Below are 17,971 nucleotides of genomic sequence, written 5' to 3' on the forward strand. Positions count from 1 at the left end.
ACCGGGCGGGGTGCGCCGGCGCCGGACCGGCCGCCCGGCGGAGCGCGGGCGGCGCGCGCGGCGGCGCCCGCCGGACGGAGGCCCGGCACCCGTGATCCTCACCGTCACCCTGAACGCCGCCCTCGACGTCACCTACGGCGTCGACGCCCTGCGCCCGCGCACCTCGCACCGCGTCGGCACCACCCACCGGCGCGCCGGGGGCAAGGGCGTCAACGTGGCCCGCGTCCTCGCCGCCCGCGGGTACGGCGCCACCGTCACCGGACTCGTGGGCGGTCCCACCGGCGCCCTGCTGCGCGACGACCTGCGCACCGTCGCGAACCTCCACGACGAGCTCGTCGCCGTCTCCGGCACCTCGCGGCAGACCGTCACCGTGGTCTCCCGCGACGACGGGGACGCCACCGTGTTCAACGAGCGCGGTCCGCACGTCGCCCCGCGGGAGTGGCGGACCTTCACCGACCGCTTCGCGTCGCTGGTGCGCGACGTCCCGGTCGTCGCCCTCTGCGGCAGCCTGCCGCCCGGGCTGCCGTCCGACGCGTACGCGCGCCTGGTCCGCATCGCCGCCCGGGCCGGAGCGCTCACCGTGCTGGACACCGGCGGTCCCCCGCTCCTCGCCGCGCTGGACGCCGGCCCCGACGTCGTCAAGCCCAACGCCGCGGAACTCGCCGCCGCCACCGGGTGCGAGGACGTCGTGGTGGCCGCGCGGCGGCTGCGCGCCCTCGGCGCGCGTGCCGTCGTGGTCTCCTCGGGCCCCGACGGCCTCCACGCACTCACCCCGGACGGCGGCTGGCGCGCCGCACCCCCGGAGCGGCTGGCCGGCAACCCCACCGGGGCGGGGGACGCCTGCGTCGCCGCGCTCGCCGCGGGGCTCGCCGACGGCCGGCGCTGGCCGGACGTCCTGCGCGAGGCCGTGGCCCTGTCGGCCGCCGCCGTCCCCTGCCCCGTGGCCGGTGACTTCGACGCCGCCACCCGCCGACGTATCCGTCCCGCCGTATCCGTGGAGGACCTCCATGCCCCTCACCCCCACTGACGACATAGTCGCTCCCGCCTCCCGGTCCGGTGTGGGTGTCGGGGCCTTCAACGTGGTACAGCTCGAGCACGCCGAAGCCATCGTGGGCGGGGCCGAGGCCGTGGGGCTGCCCGTGATCCTGCAGATCAGCGAGAACACCGTCCGCCATCACGGCGCGCTCGCGCCGATCGGCCTCGCGTCCCTCGCGATCGCGCGCGCGGCCCGCGTGCCCGTCGCCGTCCACCTCGACCACGCGGAGTCCGTGGACCTGGTGCACGAGGCCGTGGAACTCGGTTTCACCTCCGTCATGTTCGACGCCTCCAAGCTGCCCTTCGAGCAGAACCTCGCGGCGACCCGGGAGGTCACGGACCACTGCCGTGCCCGGGACGTGTGGGTGGAGGCGGAGCTCGGCGAGGTCGGGGGGAAGGACGGTGCGCACACGCCGGGGGTGCGCACCGATCCGCGGGAGGCACGGGACTTCGTCGCCGCCACCGGGGTCGACGCCCTGGCCGTGGCGGTGGGCAGCTCCCACGCCATGGTCACGCGGGACGCCGTCCTCGACTTCGCCCTCATCACCCGGCTGGACGAGGCCGCCGGCGTCCCTCTGGTCCTGCACGGCTCGTCCGGGGTGGCCGACGCGGCACTCGCCCGCGCGGTCGACGCCGGGATCACCAAGGTCAACGTCTCCACCCACCTGAACAAGGAGTTCACCCGGGTCGTCCGGACCTGCCTGGAGGAACAGCCGGACGTCGTCGACCCCCGCGTGTACCTGGGCCCCGCCCGAGACGTCGTCGCGGACGCGGTGGCACACCTGCTGAAGGTGCTGCGCGGCGGGCACGGCTGAAGCGCGGCCGACGCGCCTGCCGGGGCCGCCGGTGACCGTGGGGACGGAGCCGGGGCCAGGCTGCGATGCCCCGGCCCGTGCGAGCCGCGGGCGGCGAGCACCATGTCCTCGCCGACGGAGGGGGCGTTCCGCCCGCGGTACCGCCGACCGGTGGAAGTCCCAACGGCGTCACGCAGTTGCTGCCCCTTCGCCAGGGTCTCCATCCCTGGTTCGGATCACCGGTTCACTGCGGGTTCCTGGTTCCTTCGTCCGGTCGGCGAAGCGGTTCGGTCCGGGCGACGAAGCGGGCGAGTTCCTCGGCTCCGCCGCGGGGCAGACTGGCCACCGCCGCCTCCGGCAGTGCCATGATCACGGTGCGCACCCGTGCCGCGAGGTTCGGGAGCAGGGTCCAGGCCGACGCCGGAACGTTCACCGCGGCAAGCAACAGGTCTCCCTCGTAGAAGTAGGCGTCAAGCATCGGTTCATCGAGCAGCAGGTTCCCTGCGAGCGGAAGGACGTGGGGCAGCGCCACTTGCTGGGAGATGAGGGTGCGTAGATCCGCCGGCCCGAGCTCGCCCAGCGGAACCCGCCGCAGTTCATGCACCCTGCGCACCAAGGAGGTTGCGTCAGGGCCGGCAGGCGCCCAGCGAGGCGGGTCCAGCTCATCGAGCGTGCGGTCGAGGTGCAGCAGACGGTCCATGGGGGTTCATTGTCACTGGAACAAGGAGGGAATCCCCGGCTCACCTCACCAGGCTGTTCCCGCAGATCACCTGACAGCGTCATCCCTGTCAGGTCGATCGTGGTTTTCTGCGTCGGCATGCGGCCGACCGTGTTCACGCTCAGTCGGTGTCGCGCCTGTTCACTGGTGCCCGGTGCAGGCGAACAGCCCGGCGCCTGCCGCGATCAGCTGTTGCGGGACGGCCTTCAGTCAGGGGTGCCCTTCAGCCAGGGGTGCCGTCGAGGGTGTAGGTGTCCTTGATCTTGACTTCGGTGAGGGCGCGTCCCTCGGTGTAGACGGTGCGCCAGTCACCGGTCAGGTGGAGTTCGTCGGTGCCCATGACCCGCACCAGGGTGAGGCCTTGCTCGTGGGCCTTGTAGGCCTTGGTCCAGAGGTTGGCGAACGCCTGGGAGCGGATGATGTGCATCCAGTCCGGGCGGTAGAGCTGCCGGTTGTAGTTCGACTCCCCCATGGTCGAGACGAACTTGGAGTACATGGCCTTGACGTAGTCCAGGGTGAGGTCGTCACCGGCGGCGATGGCCCGGTCGCGGGCGTCCTTGAGCAGGACACGGAACTTCTCCAGCAGGTTCTCCGTCGCCCCGGAGGTGAACGACTCGTGGATCACGGGTGGCTCGCACAGGCCGTGGCGGGGGCCGGACAGGCGCAGCAGGAGACGCAGGGTGGGCTCGGTGACCCATACCGGGCCCGGTTCTTCCCGGTTGCCCAGTGGGTTGGGGAGGACGTCGTCGTGTTCCCAGCGGGGAGGGGTGATCAGGTGGACGCCGGAGCGGCGCCGGTCGTGGTGGGGGCCGGTGGAGTGTTCGAGCTGGCCGATGGGCAGGTGGGTCTTCAGGGCGGACAGGTAGGCACCGTTGATGTCGAGGGCGGTGACGTGGTGACGGCCCGTCGGGAGGTGGGGCCGGGTCCACTTCGGACGCGCCTCCCACACCTGGTCGGCGCCATGGGCGGTGGGCTTGCGGAGGATGTCGGGGATCCAGGGATGCGCGATGACGTCGTAACGGCCGCCTTTGCGGACGGTGTCGAGGAGCGTCATCGCGTCGGGGATGGCTCGCTTCACCAGTGCGGCGGCCGCCGCGTCGATGTCACCGTGATGATCGGCCAGGGCCTTGTCCACAGCCGCGGTGATGAGGTGCGCGGCGGAACCGGCACCCGTGATGGAGGCTGAATCACGACGGGCAGCAACCGGCCTTCCGGTGCCGGCGACAGGGGTGGGAGAAGGCGCGGCGGTGGGCGCCGGGGTCCGGAGCGGCGTGGAAGCCTCCCTCGGGGCCGAGACCGGGGACGCCGAAGGGCCGACCGCGGGAGAGGATGCGGCTCCGGCGCAGGCGTCGGGTGAGAGGTGCTGCGGGAAACCGGCCATCCGGTACCAGGTCGCCGCCGCGCACAGAACACAGGGCTGCGGAGCGGGAAGCAGCTCCACGTCGTCGTCCCCCGGCACGGCCGGCACCGCAGCGGAGGCGGCCTCAGGGGCGGAGGCGGCGGGGTTCTCCCGGGAGTCGCGCATCGGCGCGTCCTCGACGGCGGCGTCCTCGGGGGTGGCGGCACCGGTGAGAGCCGCCGGGGCTGCGCGGTGCGGGTCCGGGTCCGACGCGGGGTCGGGGCGGCCGGTGAGGCGGGTGCGGGCGCGGTCGAGGAAGTAGGCGTACTTCTCACGGGTGTCGCCCGCGGGATCACGGCCGGTCTCCCAGCCGGCGACGGTGGACGGGCTCACGCCCAGGGCGCGCGCCACCTGGGCGCGGGAGAGGCCCAGGCCCTCACGCAGAGCGCGGCGTTCCGCCGGGGGGCGGCAAAGGCGTGTGCGGGCCGGCGTCGGCGAGGAGGGCGTCGATGGCGTCGAATCCGGTCACCGGGCCACCGCCCGGGACGCGGCGCGCACGGTGACGCGACGGCGTCCGGCAGGCACGCGGTCGCAGGCACGGGTCGGGCCCGCGAAAAGATCGAGGACATCGATGCCGTAGTGGGCGGCGACCGCCTCGCAGTCCGCCAGGCTCCACGCCACCGTGCCCGACTGACGACGGCTGACCTGGGCCTGGGCAACGCCCAGCACACGAGCGAGGTCGGCCTGCGACTCGCCCGTCACCTGCAGGAGTGCTGCCACCGACAATCGGACCCGCTCCTCCAACGACACACCCATACCCCACAACTTAACACCCGTCACGCATCTCTCATGCGGAAAACGCATGAGAGATGCGGGGTGGAGGAGTGAGGACACGACCCCCGCACGCGTCCCGTGCGACCCGTCGTTTTCTTCACGGCTCCGCGGCAGGGGCTCCGGCCTGCGGGTCCGGCAGGACTTCCTCCTGTCGCTGATGACCCGGGGAGGGTGTCGCAGGGCCCGAAGGCATCGACGGACCTCTGACGAGGGGGCCGCGCAGCGGCTTCGCCCGAAGCCGGACCCCTGGCCGGTGCCCGCCCGGAAGCGGCCGTCCCCGTCCTCGGAGACGGCCGCTTCCGGGCTCTGCGCCACACCATCGCCCCGGGAGGCGGCCGCCGTCGCCCGCCGGACCAGGGACACGCGCCAGGCGGTGAAGATCGCGTTCAGGTCGCCCTGGCGCCCTCGAACGGCTGGCGGAACGGGCCGCGGATGTCAGTAGAGTGAGGCCAGGAAGCGAGGGAGGAGTAGTGAGAGCGCCGCGCACTCTGACAACCCTGGACGAGGTCGACACCGGTGACCACGTCTGCCAGGTGCTGGATCGCACCGAGGACGTCATCGACCGCAGCCGGGCCTTCGTCGCGGACGGAGCACTGCACGGTGACAAGGTGGTGATCGTCGGGCCCGCCCTCCAGGGAGGGAGCGAGTTCGCCCAGCTCGTCCTCGATCCTGCCCGGCTGGACGTCTCCCTCCTCGCCGCGGTGCGCCGTGAGGCGGCCAACGCCGGCCGCGAGGGGTTCCGCTCGCTCCGGGTGCTGCACCACGTCCGGCCCGGCTGCCCCGCGAAGCAGACGGGGGAGTTGCTGCGCAGCGAGCTGGAGCTCGAGGAGTTCGCCGCCGACACCGGATCCCTGGTGGTCTGCGCGTACAGCGGTGCGGGCTGGGACCCGTCCACGCTCGAGCAGATCGCGTGCGTGCACCCCCACCATCTGGGCAGCCGTGCAGCGTCAACGGCGTTCCGGGTGTATCGGGCCGGCCAGAGGGGATGGGCGGTGGACGGGATCGTCGACAGCGACGGCGCGGTGCTCTTCGGCACCGTCCTGTGCACTCTTCTCGCCCGGACGGCGACGGTGCGTCTGCTCTGTCATGCTCTGGAGTTCTTCGACGCCGCCGGGATGAGCGCCCTGGCCGATGCGGCAAGGCACCTTCCGGATCGCAAGGTGATTCTGGAAGGAACCAACGAGACCGTGCGACTAGCCTGGGAACTGTCCGGCTTCGCAGTCCCCGACATCCCGGTGGTGATGGCGCCATGACCGCCTCACTCCAGCCAGTCACCACCGCACCGGGCAGCGGGTACCGGCACGAGTTGTACCCGTACGCCGGAGGGGACGAGTTCGTCCAGGGCGCGCTGCGTTTCATCCAGGACGCGCTCGAGGGGGGCGAGGCCGTCGTCGTGGCCGTCCCGCAGGACAAGGCGTCCATGCTGCGGGCCGAGATCCGTGAGGACGAGGCCGTCCGTTACGTCGACACGAGCCGTGTGGCGCACCGTCCGGGCCGGCTCATCGACGCCTGGCAGGGATGGATCAGGAAGCACGTCGAGGAGGGGCGGCCCGTCCGCGGGATCGGTGAGTCCCCCTGGGACCAGGTCCGCAGTCCCGCCGAGGCCGCGGAGCTGCACTACCACGAGTGGCTGCTCAACAAGGCCTTCGCCGAGGGCCCGGCCTGGTGGCTGCTGTGCCCGTACAACGTCGCTCACGGCGGGAGCGGCCTGCGGGACATGGCCCGGTGTCACCCGGAGATGCGCAAGGACGGCCGGACGATGCCGTGCGGGGACTACGACCCGCAGGCGTCGTACGCCTTCGTTCCGCTCACCCGCCCGTGCGACCCGTACGAGGAGTTCACCTACACCGGCGGTGACCTGCCCGCCCTGCGGGGAAAGATCACCGCCTGCGCCGAGGAGCACGGCCTGAGCGGCCGGCGGCTGCGCGAACTGCACCTGGCCGCCACGGAGGTGGCGACCAACAGCATCCGGCACGGCGGCGGACACGGGGTGCTGCGCACGTGGAGCGAGGACGGTCGCCTCGTGTGCGAGTTCCGGGACGGGGGCTACATCGAGGACCCCCTGTCCGGGCGCGTGCGGCCGAACCCGCGACAGATCGGCGGACGCGGGCTGTGGCTCGTCCACCAGCTCGCGGATCTGGTCGAGATCCGCTCCTCGCCGGACGAGGGGACCACGGTGCGCCTCCACACCGAACTGCCGGGGTGAACATCACCGCTGCCGTCCCCCGCCTGGACGACGGTGGCATAGGGTCGGTACACGTGGTCGGCCCCTGCGGGAAGGACCACGTGGACGACGCACAGGCGAACGGGCGCGCCGACGTGTAGGCGGTGGGCCGGTGGGAAGGCGTGTGATTACGCCTGGTAGCGGCATGGCAGGCGAAATCGGGACGAGTCGGGAGTATCGAGTACGTCATGCTCACCGTGCGAATGCAGGGCGAGAACACGGCGGTCGTGCGGTTGCCGCAGCAGGTGGACTACGACAACGCCTCCGTCGTCGGCGCGGAGTGCGAGGAGCTGGTCAGGCGGGGCTGCACCACCCTGGTCGTGGACGCTTCCCTGATGGAGTACCTCGACTCCTCGGGCATCAGCATGCTCATCATGGTGTCGCGCACGGCCGACGCCCATGCCGGCACGCTGCGCCTTGCCGCCTTCAACGACCACTACCAGCAGATATGGCACATGCTCGGCCTCGAGACGCTGCTCCCGCTCTCGCCCACCGTGGGCGCCGCCCTCTCCGCCCCCGGCGCGGACGAGCCTGCCGAGGCGCTCGAGGCGTCCGACCACGCCTGAACGGCGCCAGGAGTGAGGCGCTCCGGCGGGGCGGGCGGTCCGGACCCCGCCCGGCCGGGACCGCCCTCCCGGTCACCAGTCCAGCGGCAGGGTGGCGAGGTACTGGTCGAGCAGACCGGAGATGATCCGGTGGTCGTGGAGCGAGGGGTGCCAGTCGCAGCCGAGCCGGTCCAGGGCGGGATCGTCGTAGTACCAGTGGCCGACCCGGTCGTCCCCGCGCGCGTTGCGGTCCCTGACGATGCCCCGGGTGGTCTCGGCGAAGGCGGTGCCGGACACCGAGGTGGCACTGACCACCAGGAAGGTGCTGCCGCCGTACCGGGCCCGCAGCTTGTCGAGGAAGCCGTGGTAGGCGTTCGTGTAGGCGGCGATCAGCTCGCTCTGCGCGGCCCACGGCTCGCCCGGCCGCAGCGGGGTCGAGAAGTCGTTGATGCCGAGGCCGACGACGACGACCTGCGGCCGCCAGGCCCGCGGCTTCCGCCAGACGTCGCCGGCGACGTTCAGCAGGGCCCGGTCGTAGTAGGTGCGGTAGTCGGTGCCGGGATCACTGCCGTTGTAGTTGCGGACCATGCCGCGGCCGGAGAACGCGTTCTGCTGGTGATCGGCGTCGAGTTTCCGGGCGGTGAGGGCGCCGAAGGCGAGATCCGCGTTGCTGTTCCGGTCGACTCCTCCGTTGGCCGAGCAGTCGCGCGTGCCCGAGGTGTTGCCGTACCCGGCGGTGTAGGAGTCGCCGATGAACTCGATCTGCCTGCTCCGCGCCGCGGGGGCGGGCAGGATCCTTCCTCCCCGAGCGGCGACGAACCCGCTGAAGCGGCCGACGGCCCACGGGCTCTCCGTCCGCTTGACGAGCCGCACGGTGTGCCGGGTGTCGGCGAGGTCCTCGACCCAGAACGTGGTCCGTCCGGGAGTCACCAGCGTGCTGACGGTCTCGCCGTCGATCTGGACGTCGTAGTCGTTGGCGGCGTCGTCGAGCACGATCCCGACGCCGGTGCCGCGGAACCGGCCTTCGAAGGCGATGCCGGGCCAGGTGTACTGCACCGAACCGTCGGCCGCCTCCTTGACCCGGCCCACCGTCCGGAACCCGGCGAGGGCGGCGGGCCGCGCGGAGCTGGAGGCGGCGGACGCCTGGGAGGGAACGGCGGCGGTGACGCTCGCGGCGGCGGCCGTGAGCAGTGCCCGCCGGGAGAGAGGGGGAGTGCGCATGAGCGGTCCTTCCGGTGCCGGGGATCTGCACGTGCGGAGGTACGGGAGCGCTCCCATCATGGCCGTGCGGGCGGGGCGTGGGGAGTGGTCGGTGGTGACGGGTACGGAACACGCCGGGCGTGACGGCCGCACGGACGGTCCGCCGAGGCCGGTCGGGTGCGGCGACCCGCCCGTCCCGCGAGCCGCCGGCCGTTCCCGGGCGGCCGCCACGTCGGCGGCTTGGGGGAGGTCCGGTTCGCGGAGGACGTCGAGCACCTGGAATCCGGGCTGCGGCAGTCGTGCGCCGGCCTGCCCGTGGGACCAGGGGCGCGCTTCGGTCGACGAGAGGCGTGGGTGAGGCTCCCGCACCTCCCGGTGCTCCCGCTCCCGTCGCCGACCGTCCCGGGGCCGGTCCGGAGCTGACGGTCATCGGCACCGCGGCCGTGGCGACGGGCCCACCGGTGCCTCACCGGGTCCGGCGCCCCGCACGCAGTCCGTGCCCGTAGTGCCGCCGCACGCGGACGACGACCCGCACGGCTGCCTCACCCGTCTGCGACCGGAGCCGGGCGCGCGGCTCGCGCGCGGCGGCGACGCCACGCGCGGTGCGACCTCGTTCCGCCACCCGCAGGGGTCCCGTCCCGGCCGGTGGCAGCCTGCGGCCCGCCGCGCGACCGGAACGCGCTCGAGGCCGGTGACGAGGAGGAAACGGGGTCCGGTTCCGGCCCGTCCCGAAGGCCTCCTCCTCCGCCGCGTGTGGTCGCCGGGGGGCGTGTACCGCTAGGCGCCGCCGGTCATGTTCGAGGTCACCTTGCGGAGCATGCCCAGCTTCTGCTGGGAAGGCCGCTGCTGTTCGCCGTGCAGGGCGTTGAGGACCAGCACACCGGCGGTCAACGCGGGCACCGCCCACTGGAGCATGGCCAGCTTGTGCTGAGCTTCCTCCAGGCTCATGGGGTGGGCGTCCTGCTCGGCGGCATCGGACATCGGCGAGGAGGCGAGCTCGACCTTCTTGCCCGCCACGCGGCTGTAGGCGGTCACCGCCAGCGCCGCGCCCGTCAGCACCATCTTGGCGACGGTCGAGGCGCCCACGCCCTGCTGGTACTGCACCCGCGCGCTGTTCGCGCCCAGCAGGCCCGCACCGCCCACGAGGTGCGCGCCGATCGCCACGGCGTTCACCGGCGTCCAGGCGGCCCAGCCGGCACTGGCGATGCGGGCGGTGGACATCTCGTCGCTCCCTGTCCGCTCGGCCGCCTTGTTCAACCCGACGGCGCCCATCAGCGAGCCGCCGAACCAGGCCGCCAGACCGATGTCGTGCAGGCTGCGGAGCACTGTGTTGCGTTCCGACATGTCATTCCTCTCCTAGGCGAGCGGGGCAACGATGTAAGCCTGGCGTCGGGCGGTGAAGCCGGCCAACCGGTGAACCCATACGGGTGGGCCCGGCCCCCGCCTCCCCGTCGGCCCCCGGAAGCGGACCGAGGCCCCCGCCACGGCCGACCGGCCGCGCCGGCCTCGAGGCCGGCGATCCACCCCTGCCAGGGCCGGAGGAAGTCCGCCTGACAAGGGCCCGGAAGCGGTCCGGTGGGGCGCCGCGAAACGCCCTGACGGGAGCGTTGCCGGTGTGACCGTCGGGCCGAGGCACGGTGGTTGTCACCGAGGCGGGGACGTCGTCACTTCGCGTCCGTCGGCCGGCAGGGACCATGCCGTCCCGGACGACGAAGGTGCCGCCGGCGATCAGCGCGCCGCGCGCGGGCCCACGGGCCGTGGTCCGCCCGCCGCGGCACCTCCACGGGCCCGTCGCGCGTCACGGCCCCGCCCTGGTGCTGAGGGAACGTCCGCGACAACCGGCCCGCCTTCCGGACCGCCTCGGCCCGCCTCTTCCGCCGGCCTGTTCGGCTCCGCCGCCGACGACAGACGGTGACGGTGCTCAGCTCCGTGGAGTTGCTGCGGGGGTTGTCCGAATGCGCCGCGAGCGGGGGGGACCGTAAGGTCCGGACATCATGAACACGTTCCTCCATCAGCCACGTCTCCCGGCCGGCGAGCTTGTCCGTTCCCTGCGCGCCTGCTTTTCCCGGGCGCGCCCGGAGCGGGCCACGACAGCCGCGGGCGTTGAGGTCATCGGTGTGTCTGTGGCGCGGGAGAGGGTGCGTGACGTCTGGGAGGAGTGGCGCGGGAGGCACGGCGAGACCGGCTGGTAGCCCTACGTCAGCCTGAGGTCACCGGATGACGTGGCCCGGGCCGGTCTGCAGGACGGCTTCGACGCGGCGGCCCTGGAGAGCAGTGCCGTCCGGTGGGCGGTGGGCGGTGGGCGGGCACCGGAGCGCCCCCCTGGTTCCCCTCCCCGCCGTCGGGACGGGGCTCCGGTCCGGCCGGAGCCCCGTCGACGGTCAGCTGGTCGGGAAGGAGTCCGGGGTGCTGATCCGGCTCTTGAGCAGCGCACCGGATTCGGTCAGCACGCCGCTGCTGCTGTAGTCGGTGCCGTTGCAGGTGCCCGGCTTGAACGCCGCGCTGCCCTCATCGGCGTCGGAGTACGTCCAGTTCGCGTAGCCGATCTTGTGCCGGTCCAGGAGGTCCAGCCAGGCCGTGGTGCTCGCCCGGTCCACCGCTCCGCCACCGGTGTAGGTCACCGTGCCGAACTCGGTGACGAACAGCGGGAGCCGCGTGGCCGCCCGGTTCACCACGGTGCGGTAGTTGTCCGTGTGGCTGGCGGCGTAGAAGTGGAACGCGTACATGATGTTGGTCGCGTTCACGGGGTTGTTGACGATCTCGCTCTCGTCGGAGCCGTCCGAGACGCCGAGCGAGGACCAGCCCCGGGTGCCGACGATGACGACGGCGTCCGGGTCGGCGGCCCGGATCACCGGGATGACCTGCTCCGCGTAGCTCTTGATCGTCGCCCAGCTCACGCCGTTGGGCTCGTTGGCGATCTCGTAGATCACGTTCTTCTTGGCGGCGTTGCGGGCCGCGACGGACGCGAAGAACGTCTTGGCGCGCTCGAGGTTGTAGGTCGGGTCGCCCGGCGTCAGCGTGTGGAAGTCGATCATCGCGTACATGCCGCGGGCCTCGGCCATGTCGACGAGGCTGTTCACCCGGCTGGTGAAGCCCGCCGGGTCGGTCTCGTAACCGCCCTCCTGGACGTACATGGCGGTGCGCAGCAGGTCCGACTTCCAGTCCTTCGCCAGCGCGTCCAGCGACGCGCTGTTGTAGCACTTGCTGAACCACTGCAGGCCGTGCGTGCTCATGCCCCGCAGCTGTATGGGACGGTTGTACTGGTTGCACAGGTTCACGCCGCAGACGCGGAGCTGCCCGTTGATGCCCAGGGGGGTACCGGTCGCGGGCGGCGGGTCGGTCGGCGAGGGGCCTTCGACGGAGCCCGTGCAGGCGACGCCGTTGAGCTTGAAGGACGTGGGCTTGGGGTTGGCGCCCGTGAACGAGCCGACGAATCCCACGTCGGTCGCCGCGCCGGTGGCCAGCGTGCGGTTCCAGTCGACCGCGGCGGCGGTGACGGTGGAGCCGGACTGCGACACGGTGGCGTTCCACCCCTGGACGACCTTCTGCCCGGCGTCCGGCCAGTCGAAGGTGAGCTTCCAGCCGGTGACGGGATCGCCCAGGTTGGTGACCTTCACGCCGGCCTGGAAGCCGCCCTGCCACTGGCTGGTGATCGTGTAGTCGACCTTGCAGCCGGTGGCGGCCGCGGCCTGGGGGGCGCTCAGCGCCGTGAGGCCCAGACCCGTCGCACAGGTTGCCAGGAGGGCCAATAAGCGTTTCAAGGTGTTTCTCCTCGTGTGGGGGTGCGAAGCGAGAACAACGAGATGGGAGCGCTCCCAAAGCCCATCGGGTCGAGACCGTACACCCGTACGCCGAGGTGCGTACAGAGAGTCGACCATGGAGGAATTACCGGCACGGAGCGGCGGGTGGCGGCGAAGCCGTCGGGTGACGGCGCCGGCCCCGGCCAGGACGGGCGGGGAAGGCTTCGGGCCCGCGCGACTGGTCACGGCGCAAGTGGGCACGCGGTTCACAGCGGGCGCGCGGTGCGTGTCCGTGTCCGGCTCCACCGTCGAGACTCAGGAGTTCTCCATGATGATCGTCGGCGTGGCAGGTGCCCGTGTCGTCCCGGCCGTGCCGGCCGTTCCGCCGCCCCGGTCGTCCCGGTGCCCGCGGAACGGCGCCCGGCGCGTGCCGGGAGCCGGTTCGGGCACCGGGTCCAGGGCTCCTGGCCCCCTGGGACGCCGGCTCGGTGAGCCCTTCGGTTCCCGTTCGCGTGCCGTGGGCCGCAGTGACCCTGTCGGCCGGCGGACGCACCGGCATCTGCCGGTCTGATCATCAGGAGAGAGAGGAGTGGACGTGGCCGAGGACGAGCTTCTCGACGGTCTGACGGTGAACGAGATGCGACCGGAGAAGCCGATCCTGCTCAACGCCGACGGCAGCCCCGTCGAGACCTGGCGGGAGAACCATCCCTATGACCGCAGGGTGCGCAGGGTCGAGTACGAGCGGCAGAAGCGGGTGCTGCAGATCGAGCTGCTGAAGATGCAGCGCTGGGTGAAGGACACCGGCCAGCGGATCGTCGTGGTCTGCGAGGGCCGGGACGCGGCCGGCAAGGGCGGCACCATCCAGCGGTTCACCGAGCGGCTGAACCCGCGCGGCGCCCGCGTGGTGGCGCTGGAGAAGCCCACCGAGCGGGAGGCGGGCCAGTGGTACTTCCAGCGGTACGTGTCCCACCTGCCCGCCTGCGGCGAGATCGTCTTCTTCGACCGCTCCTGGTACAACCGGGCGGGCGTCGAGCGGGTGATGGGCTTCTGCACGGAGGAGGAGTACCAGCGGTTCCTGCGGCAGGCGCCGATGTTCGAGCGGATGCTGACCGACGACGGCATCATGCTGGTGAAGTTCTGGTTCTCCGTCTCCCGGGCCGAGCAGCGCACCCGTTTCGCCATCCGCCAGGTCGACCCGGTGCGCCGCTGGAAGCTGTCGCCGACGGACCTGGCCTCGCTGGACCGGTGGGACGAGTACACGACCGCCAAGGTCGAGATGTTCCGCGCCACCGACACCTCGTACGCCCCCTGGACGGTGGTGAAGAACAACGACAAGCGGCGCGGCCGGCTGGAGGCGATGCGCAGCCTGCTCGACCGCTGCGACTACCCGGCCAAGGACCACACCGCCGTGGGCAAGCCGGACCCGCTGATCGTGGGTTCCGCCGACACCCTGCTGGAGCCCGGCGAGGAACCCGCCGACCTCTCCCCCACCCCGCTGGCCGGTGACCACGACGGTCCGGGGATCCATCCCGGCCGGGAGGACGAACGGCCGGAGGGAACCGCGTGAGCGCGCGCCCGGCGCCGCTGTCCGCGTCATGGGCGCCTCGCCGGCGGGACGGGGCCGCTGCGGTGTCCCGCCGGGAGGAGCCCGTGCCCGGGGTGGTGCGGGCCGACGGCGGTGACCGGTCCGGGGAACCGTTCACGGTGACGACGTTCCCGCCGGGTCCGCCGGCGATGCGGCGCCGCCCGCACCGGTGACCCGAGTGGCGCCCGGCACGGCCTGCGGGCCGGGCGCCTCCCGGCCACGACGACCCGTTGCCCGCCAGGGCCGCGAGGACGGGACGCGTACCCGGGTGAGGAGGGGCCCGTCCGCACCGGTCCGTGCAGATGAGTCTCCCCGGGTTGCCCTGAATCGGATCTTTCTGGGTATTCGCGTGCTTACCCGACGGTCCTGTGCGGCTCGTCGTCATGAATCAGAAGCGGAGATGGGAGGTGATCGTCGTGTCGACCATGCAGCCACCGCATGCCGGCGCCGGTCGCGGCAGTACTCACGGCGCCGACGAGCCGGTGAGCGAGCTGGTGCAGCGCGCGTCGCAGCAGCTGACGGAGCTGGTACGCGGCGAGATGAAGCTGGCGCAGGCGGAGATGAAGGAGAAGGGCAAGCGCTACGGCAAGGGCGGCGGGCTGTTCGGCGGCGCCGGGGTGATCGGCTTCCTGATGCTGCAGGCGCTGGTGACCACCGCGATAGCCGGCCTGGCGGTGCCGCTGCCGGTGTGGGCCGCGGCGCTGATCGTCACCGTGGTGCTGGGCGTGGTCGCCGGGGTGATGGCCCTGAGCGGCAAGAAGCAGATCCAGGAAGGCGCGCCGCCGACGCCCGAGCAGACGGTGCGCAGCGTGAAGGCCGACGTGGCCGAGATCAAGGAGAGTGCAAAGCGATGACCCAGCCGTCCCACGACGAGCCCACCGCCTCCGACTCCGAGGAACTGCGTGAGCGGGTCGAGGAGACCCGTCAGGAACTCGGCAGGACGGTCGAGGCACTGGCGGCCAAGGCCGACGTCAAGTCCCGCGCCCAGGAGAAGGCCGCCGAGGTCAAGCAGCAGGCCGCCGCCAAGGCCGGGGAGCTGAAGGCCAAGGCCGCCGGGACCGCGGCCCAGGTGCAGGAGAAGATCCCCGATCCGGTGAAGGAGAAGGCCGCGTCCGCCGCCGGGCAGGCCCGGGCCAAGGCCGCCCAGGCCGCCGATCTGCTGCAGGAGAAGACACCCGAACCGGTGCGGCAGAAGGCGGCCCAAGGAGCTCGGGCGGCGCGGGACAACCGCACCCTGCTGTTGACGGCAGCCGGTGTGGCCGTCCTGGTCTGGCTGGCATGCCGCCGTTCGAAGGGGTGAGCGGCTGAAGACCTCGGAGGTCGTCGGCGAGCCGGACGGTCTCGCCCCGGGAGGCTTCGAAGGCGGCCCAACCGGAGCTGCGCTCGCGTAGGCGTGGAGGGTGCCTGGCCGCGACGAGGACGCCCCGGCGCCACCGGTGAGGAACGCGCTCGGCCGAGGTGCGGTGCCGCCGGGCGCCACCTCGCCGGGCGCGCTCCTCGCCGGGGCTGCCGGGGCCACCGGGGCTGCCGGGGCTGCCGGGGCTGCCGGGGCCGAAAGCCGCCGGCGGTTCCGGAGGGCCCCCGCGGACAGTCAACCAAAACCCAGTGGCCACGACACGGTCACCCTTCCGCCAACTCCCGTACACGACGCCACCCGAGAGTTGCGCGGTGCAGAACGACACCGCCGTACGCATGCCGCGACAAAGGGGCAGCGTCGCCTCCGAAAAACCCACCGTCCCCGCGCGCGAACACCGCTTCGACATCGATCTGATGCGGCTGATCTGTTCTGCGACCATCATGCTGGGCCACGTGGGCGCCCAGTTCATCCACGCCACCGGCAACGACCCGGCGAACGGCGCGGGTGCGTACTGGGCGGGCCATGTCGCCGAGGGGATCAACGCCTTCGCCGTCCCCATGTACTTCGCCATAGCCGGCTGGGCCGTACTGGCCGGCGCGCCTCCCCGCGACGGCTCCCGCATGTGGCAGCGCGTCGTCCGCAACGTCGTCCCGCTCTTCGCCTGGACGGCGGTCTACCTGATCTGGGCGTGGCTGCGGGACCGCAACGACCGGCCCATGACCGAACTGGCGGCGAACTCCCTCTTCGGCTCGGTGCAGCCTGCCTACCACCTGTGGTTCATGTACGCCTACGTCCCGATCATCGTGCTGCTCGCCTTCGCGGTGCTGATCAAGGCGGGGCAGCGTCCCTGGGGGCTCGGGGCGGCGCTGCTCGGCATCGCCGTACTGCCGAGCGCGCTGACCACGATCGCCGAGGTGACGGGCCGCGGGACGCCCCCGGTGGCCTGGGGGTTCAGCACCTACTCGCTGGTGTACGCGGTCGGCGGCGCGCTGCTGTTCAGCCTCCCTGCCGGGGTCGTGCGCAAGCGGTGGCCGGCCGTGCTGCTGCCGTTCACCATGGCCGGGGCGCTCTGGTACAACACGCAGGTCCACTACGTGCTGCCCAACGCGCACCTGTTCGTCGCCGCGATGAGCGTCTGCGTACTGCTGCTGGTCAGCAGGGTCCGGGTCCCCGAGAAGTGGCGCCCACGGCTGCGGAACCTGGCCGATGCGGCGCTGGGCGCGTACATGGTGCACGTGCTGTTCGTCGAGGAGATCGTCCACCCGCTGGTGTCGCCGGACCTGGGCGGACCCGTGGCCGGGCTGCTGCTGGCCGGTCTGGTGGTCACCGTCATGGTGCTGTCGTTCGCCACCAGTCTGCTGTGGGGAAGGCTGAACCTGCGGCGGCTGCTCGGCTGACCCGCTCCCCCACCACCGGGAGCGGTGGCCCGCCGTACGGGCCGGACCGCCGCTCCCGCTCCCGCTCGCCGGGCGGCCGCGGCCCCCCGCACGGGCCGTGGCGGCGGCCGCCGGGCGGGCGTGCGGTCACCTCCGCCAGAACAGGTGGTGCGTCACCCCGCTCGCGCTCGGCACGACGTCCAGGTGGAAGCGGTCGAGCAGTTCGTCGGGGGATTCCCACAGGCGCAGTCCGGTTCCGTACTTCACCGGTGAGACCGCCACGTGCAGGGTGTCGACGAGGTCCGCGTCCAGGAACTCCCGGATGGTGGTGACTCCGCCGCCGAGCCGGACGTCCTTGCCCTGCGCCGCCTCCCGCGCCTGTTCGAGGACCGCGGCCGGGTCCCCGCCGACGAAGTGGAACGTGGTGTCGGACAGCGTGATCGAAGGGCGAGGGTGGTGGGTCATGACGAACACCGGGGTGCGGAACGGGGGCTCGTCGCCCCACCACCCTTGCCACTCGTGGTCGTGCCAGGGTCCGCGCTGGGGACCGAACTTGTTGCGGCCCATGATCTCGGCGCCGATGTTGCGGGCGAAGTCCCGCGTGAAGTAGTCGTCGAGTCCCCGGCTCCCACCCGGGTCGGTGCGCATGGGCCAGCTCGCCGTGGCGCCTGCCCAGGCGAACAGTCTCTCGGCGCCGTCGAGGCCGAACGGGTTCTCCAGGCTCTGGTTCCCGCCGGCGGCGACGCCGTCACTCGACACGTTGAAGTTCTGCACTCTCAGCAGTTGTTGGGCCACGGGCTTCCTCCTGTGCTGGGTGGCACGACGGTGAGGGGACTCCCCGGGCCGGGAGAACTCATCGTCGTGTCCACGACGGCGGTGCGGGAGGGGGGCGATGTGCCCCCGGCCCGGGTGGTGCGCCGGACAAGCATGGTCCGCGTCAGCCGGTGCCGGTCGTCGTCGGCGCGCCGACGGCGACCGCCGGGTCACGAAGGCGCAGGAAGGCGGTGCGGGGCAGCGGACCGTCCGGCGCACGGGATCCCTCGGCGTCGCGCGGATCGTCCGGGCGCGGGCCGGGCACGGACACGGCCGGTCCGCCCGCGTCCCAGGTGTCGCCGCGGGAGCGGACGGACGGCCGGCCCGAGGTCCGCCTCGCCCGCCGAGCCGTCGTCCGGCGGGCGTTCGCCGTTCCGGATCGGTTCAGGCGGGTGGCGGCGCACCCGAAGC

At 72.5% G+C, this 17,971-nt stretch carries 17 protein-coding genes; 10 read left to right on the top strand and 7 right to left on the bottom strand.

Annotated features, from left to right (window positions below):
* Together A2U95_RS00090 and A2U95_RS00095 are read left to right on the top strand one after the other, a co-directional pair.
* Positions 1-1,027: 1-phosphofructokinase family hexose kinase (locus tag A2U95_RS00090; RefSeq protein ID WP_338104396.1), on the top strand; the 1,027-nt coding region annotated here is incomplete at its 5' end.
* Positions 1,008-1,850: a class II fructose-bisphosphate aldolase gene (locus A2U95_RS00095; protein ID WP_166020167.1), complete on the top strand. Its 843-nt coding sequence runs from the start codon at positions 1,008-1,010 to the stop codon at positions 1,848-1,850. The genes A2U95_RS00090 and A2U95_RS00095, both read left to right, overlap by 20 nt.
* A 223-nt stretch (positions 1,851-2,073) precedes the next feature.
* On the opposite strand, the gene A2U95_RS00100 is transcribed toward A2U95_RS00095, so the two are convergent.
* From A2U95_RS00100 to A2U95_RS00110, 3 genes are all read right to left on the bottom strand, one after another.
* Positions 2,074-2,529, bottom strand: coding sequence for a contact-dependent growth inhibition system immunity protein (locus A2U95_RS00100; RefSeq protein WP_166020169.1), 456 nt, complete (start codon positions 2,527-2,529; stop codon positions 2,074-2,076).
* Positions 2,530-2,770: 241 nt separating this feature from the next.
* Positions 2,771-4,297, bottom strand: a complete 1,527-nt coding sequence (locus A2U95_RS00105) for a helix-turn-helix domain-containing protein (protein WP_420856934.1) — start codon at positions 4,295-4,297, stop codon at positions 2,771-2,773.
* A 114-nt stretch (positions 4,298-4,411) separates the two neighbouring features.
* Positions 4,412-4,702: a helix-turn-helix domain-containing protein gene (locus A2U95_RS00110; RefSeq protein ID WP_166020171.1), complete on the bottom strand. Its 291-nt coding sequence runs from the start codon at positions 4,700-4,702 to the stop codon at positions 4,412-4,414.
* 488 nt (positions 4,703-5,190) lie between these two features.
* On the opposite strand from A2U95_RS00110, the gene A2U95_RS00115 reads away from it, so the two are divergent.
* The 3 genes from A2U95_RS00115 to A2U95_RS00125 all read left to right on the top strand — a co-directional run bounded on the left by A2U95_RS00115 (position 5,191) and on the right by A2U95_RS00125 (position 7,510).
* Positions 5,191-5,973 carry an MEDS domain-containing protein gene (locus A2U95_RS00115; protein WP_166020173.1) on the top strand — a complete coding sequence of 261 codons (783 nt, stop codon included), beginning with the start codon at positions 5,191-5,193 and terminating at the stop codon, positions 5,971-5,973.
* Positions 5,970-6,926: a sensor histidine kinase gene (locus tag A2U95_RS00120; protein ID WP_166020175.1), complete on the top strand. Its 957-nt coding sequence runs from the start codon at positions 5,970-5,972 to the stop codon at positions 6,924-6,926. Before A2U95_RS00115 ends, A2U95_RS00120 begins: the two co-directional genes overlap by 4 nt.
* A gap of 206 nt (positions 6,927-7,132) precedes the next feature.
* Positions 7,133-7,510 (top strand): STAS domain-containing protein, encoded by a 378-nt coding sequence (locus A2U95_RS00125; RefSeq protein WP_166020177.1) that lies wholly within the window; start codon positions 7,133-7,135, stop codon positions 7,508-7,510.
* A gap of 72 nt (positions 7,511-7,582) precedes the next feature.
* On the opposite strand, the gene A2U95_RS00130 is transcribed toward A2U95_RS00125, so the two are convergent.
* The 3 genes from A2U95_RS00130 to A2U95_RS00140 all read right to left on the bottom strand — a co-directional run bounded on the left by A2U95_RS00130 (position 7,583) and on the right by A2U95_RS00140 (position 12,450).
* A complete protein-coding gene (locus A2U95_RS00130) occupies positions 7,583-8,710 on the bottom strand; it encodes an SGNH/GDSL hydrolase family protein (protein ID WP_166020179.1) in 1,128 nt (375 codons plus the stop codon).
* A gap of 756 nt (positions 8,711-9,466) precedes the next feature.
* Complete coding sequence (locus A2U95_RS00135) at positions 9,467-10,033, bottom strand: hypothetical protein (protein ID WP_166020181.1); 567 nt, start codon at positions 10,031-10,033, stop codon at positions 9,467-9,469.
* Positions 10,034-11,070: 1,037 nt separating this feature from the next.
* Positions 11,071-12,450 (bottom strand): cellulase family glycosylhydrolase, encoded by a 1,380-nt coding sequence (locus A2U95_RS00140; protein ID WP_166020183.1) that lies wholly within the window; start codon positions 12,448-12,450, stop codon positions 11,071-11,073.
* 310 nt (positions 12,451-12,760) lie between these two features.
* Here A2U95_RS00140 and A2U95_RS32290 point away from each other — a divergent pair, with 310 nt between their 5' ends.
* From A2U95_RS32290 to A2U95_RS00165, 5 genes are all read left to right on the top strand, one after another.
* Entirely contained in the window at positions 12,761-13,000 is a 240-nt protein-coding gene (locus A2U95_RS32290; RefSeq protein ID WP_420857006.1) for a DUF6411 family protein, read from the top strand.
* 66 nt (positions 13,001-13,066) lie between these two features.
* A complete protein-coding gene (ppk2, locus tag A2U95_RS00150; protein WP_166024604.1) occupies positions 13,067-13,996 on the top strand; it encodes a polyphosphate kinase 2 in 930 nt (309 codons plus the stop codon).
* Positions 13,997-14,439: 443 nt separating this feature from the next.
* Entirely contained in the window at positions 14,440-14,868 is a 429-nt protein-coding gene (locus tag A2U95_RS00155) for a phage holin family protein (RefSeq protein WP_206282920.1), read from the top strand.
* Complete coding sequence (locus A2U95_RS00160) at positions 14,865-15,314, top strand: DUF3618 domain-containing protein (RefSeq protein ID WP_166020185.1); 450 nt, start codon at positions 14,865-14,867, stop codon at positions 15,312-15,314. Before A2U95_RS00155 ends, A2U95_RS00160 begins: the two co-directional genes overlap by 4 nt.
* A gap of 368 nt (positions 15,315-15,682) precedes the next feature.
* Complete coding sequence (locus A2U95_RS00165; RefSeq protein ID WP_240957141.1) at positions 15,683-16,768, top strand: acyltransferase; 1,086 nt, start codon at positions 15,683-15,685, stop codon at positions 16,766-16,768.
* Between the two features lie 126 nt (positions 16,769-16,894).
* On the opposite strand, the gene A2U95_RS00170 is transcribed toward A2U95_RS00165, so the two are convergent.
* Entirely contained in the window at positions 16,895-17,542 is a 648-nt protein-coding gene (locus A2U95_RS00170; protein WP_166020187.1) for a dihydrofolate reductase family protein, read from the bottom strand.
* Positions 17,543-17,971 lie beyond the last annotated feature (429 nt).

Origin of the sequence: Streptomyces chilikensis (assembly GCF_001642695.1) — a bacterium.
GTDB classification, from domain to species: domain Bacteria; phylum Actinomycetota; class Actinomycetes; order Streptomycetales; family Streptomycetaceae; genus Streptomyces; species Streptomyces chilikensis.